The following is a 3,098-nucleotide window of genomic DNA, read 5'->3' on the forward strand; positions in this document are numbered from 1 at the left end:
GGCAACACCGACATCGAGGCCACCTACAACTACGCCGCGTTCTCAAGCGGCTCGGCCCACGTCACCGGCAGCGCGCACAGCAACCACATCGAGGGTCCCGGCATCTACGTCGACTACCTGCTCACCGAACTCAAGACGAACACCAACCTCGTCCTCGACAACACCGGGGCAACCGACACGGTCCTCGGCGCCAAAATCAGCGGCACCGGCAACCTGACAATCCAGGCGCGCGACACGCAAATATTCCTCAGCCACTCGAACGCCTACACCGGCACAACCACGATCAGCAGCGGCACGCTCATCGCCGCTGCCAACGACGTGCTCGGCCAAACGTCCTACCTGATCATCACCAGCACCGCCGCCTACAACCTCAACGGCCACACGCAAACAATCGCCAACGGCGCGCGCATCGACGGGACTCTCGCCGGCTCGGGCAGCCTCGGGCTCGGCGGCCTGGCGACAATCACAAGCACCAACGCCGCCTTCGCCGCCAACATCGGCGTCACCGGCACGACCACGATCAACAACACGCAGGCGCTCGGCAACACCGGCACGCTCGACATCGCATCCGGCGCAACACTCAGCGCGGACGGAGCGACCGGCGACCTCTCCAAGACGCTGGCGGGGCAGGGCGGGGTCTCGCTGGTCAACAGCGCCACGATCACGCTCACCGCCGACAACACAAACTACAGCGGCACCTTCGCGATCTCCGCGACCAGCCGCCTCGCCGCCTCGACCGACGCGAACCTCGGCAATACCGCGCTCTCCGGCTCTGGCGTCTTCGAGAAAATCGACGCCGCGACCACGCTCACCATTGCGCGCGCCAACGAAACCTTCACCGGCACGACCATCGTCAACGCCGGCGCGCTCCGTCTCGAAAACCTCCTCGGCACCGGCACCGGCGCCGTTCTCAACAACGCCATCCTCGACCTCGCGGGCACGGGCGCGTTCGCCAACAACATCAGCGGCACCGGCACGACCGCCGTCACCGGCGCGGGCGTGAACCTCACCGGAACAAACTCCACCGACTGGAACATCACCGGAGCCGCGCAAGTCTCCACGCCCGCGAACCTCGGCTTGGGCAACACGCACATCGACGGCGAACTCACCCTCGCCGCCACCACCGCGTGGGCCTACTCGAACACGCTCACCGGCGCCGGCACCCTCGCCGTGAACCTCTCCGGCAACGCCTTCACCTTCAGCCCTTCAGCCCTTCATCCCTCCAGCCCTTTCCGCGGCACCCTCGTCCTTGATGACACCGTGCTCACCCTCGGCGTCGCCGCCAACACCGACGTGCTCGCCAACGCCGCGTTGCAACTCAACGCCGGCGGCATCCTTCACGCCAACGGCGAAACCCGCCGCATCGCCGCCCTCGCTCTTAACGGCGGTGCGCTCTGGCTGCCGATGAACGGCGTCGATCCCGTCGAAGTGCTCCGCACCGGCACGCTCTCCATCACCGACCTGTCGAGCACCGTTGTCTTCGAAAACTACACCGGCGGCGCGACCCCGATCATCGACTCGCTTGCGCAAAAGAACTGGCTCGACCAGGACAACCTCACCGACAACGCCACGCTCCTCGTCTTCGCCGAAACCGTCTCCACCCCCGGTGTCCAGATCGCGATCCGCCAGGCCGACGGCACCGCGCTGTCCAACGGCCAGGTCATCGAGCACACCGAAGTCAACGCCATCTACAACTACACCGCGCAAACCGCCGGCACCGCCAGCGCCTACACCGGCACCGCCGGACTCTACTACGACTACGTGCTCGTCGAGTTGAACGTCAAGGACGGCAAAACCCTCTCCCTCACCAGCGACGGCGCGACCGACAACACCCTCGCCGCCGCCATCACCGGCCCCGGCAGCGTGCTCTACAACACCGCCTCGACGATGATCCTCACCGGCTCCAACACTTACACCGGCACCAGCACCCTCGCCACCGGCACGCTCATCGCCGGCGTTGACAACGCCCTCGGTCAAACCGACCAACTCTACATCGACGCCGGGGCCCTCCTCGACCTCAACGACCACGCCCAGACGATCGCCAACGGCGGCCGCGTCGACGGCCACATCACCGGCACCGGCGCGCTCACCCTCGCCGGCGGCACCCTCGCGATCACCACCTCGAACACCGCCTACACCGCGCAAACCAACATCAACGCCGACGCCACCGCGCGCCTCGCCGACGCCGCCGGCCTCGGCACTGCCGCCATCGAACTCGAAGGCGTCCTGGTCCTGGACACCGCCGCCGACGGCACCCTGCAAAACACCCTCTCCGGCGCCGGCGCGCTCATCAAGGACAACGTCGGCGCGGTGACAATCAACCACGCCAACACCGCCTTCAGCGGCGCCGCCGAAATCGCCTCCGGCCGCCTCGTCGCGACAAAAACCGACAGCCTCGGCACCGCTGCGATCACCGTGGCCGCCGGCGCGGCCTTCGAGCAACTCAACCTCACCGGCACGCTGCAAAACGAACTCCACGGCGAAGGCCTTCACCAACTCACCAACAGCACGCTCCACCTCGCCAACCCCGCCGGCTACACCATCGCCGCCACCACGCTCGACGCCACCAGCGCGCTCATCCTCGAAACCACCGGCTACCGCTTCCGCGCCCTCGAACTGAACAACGGCGCCCTCGCCTTCGACGCCACCGCCCCGACCGCCGCCGCGCAAATCGACACCCTCGGCGACACCACCGGGCGCCTCATCCTCAACGCGAAACTCGCCGACATCACCGCCGGCATCAACCCCGCCGGCACCGTCGCCAACCACCTCGCGATCGCCGACGCCGGCGCGGGCCGCCACGACGTATACATCAACCCCGTCAGCGAACCGCCCGCCGCGATCAACTTCGCCATCGAACTAATCACGACGGGCAGCGGCGGCGCCACCTTCGCCATGGCGAACCCCGGCGGCAAACTCGAGTATGACCTCACCACCATCGAACTGGTCCAGGGCGACGGCAGCGACTACACGCCCGACACAAACAAATGGTATCTCTCGGATCGCAACCTCAGCCACGCCGCCGACGCGATCCTCAACACCGCCTCGACACTCGCGCTCGACTGGGCCGCCGCCATGGACGCCCTGCACCTGCGCCT

1 protein-coding gene is annotated in these 3,098 nt (G+C 67.3%); it reads left to right on the plus strand.

The features are described 5' to 3' along the window. The coding region (locus M2103_RS13140; RefSeq protein WP_277511138.1) for a pertactin-like passenger domain-containing protein at positions 1 to 3,098 on the plus strand (3,098 nt) is incomplete at both ends.

Source organism: Ereboglobus sp. PH5-5, assembly GCF_029504805.1.
Taxonomy (GTDB): domain Bacteria; phylum Verrucomicrobiota; class Verrucomicrobiia; order Opitutales; family Opitutaceae; genus Ereboglobus.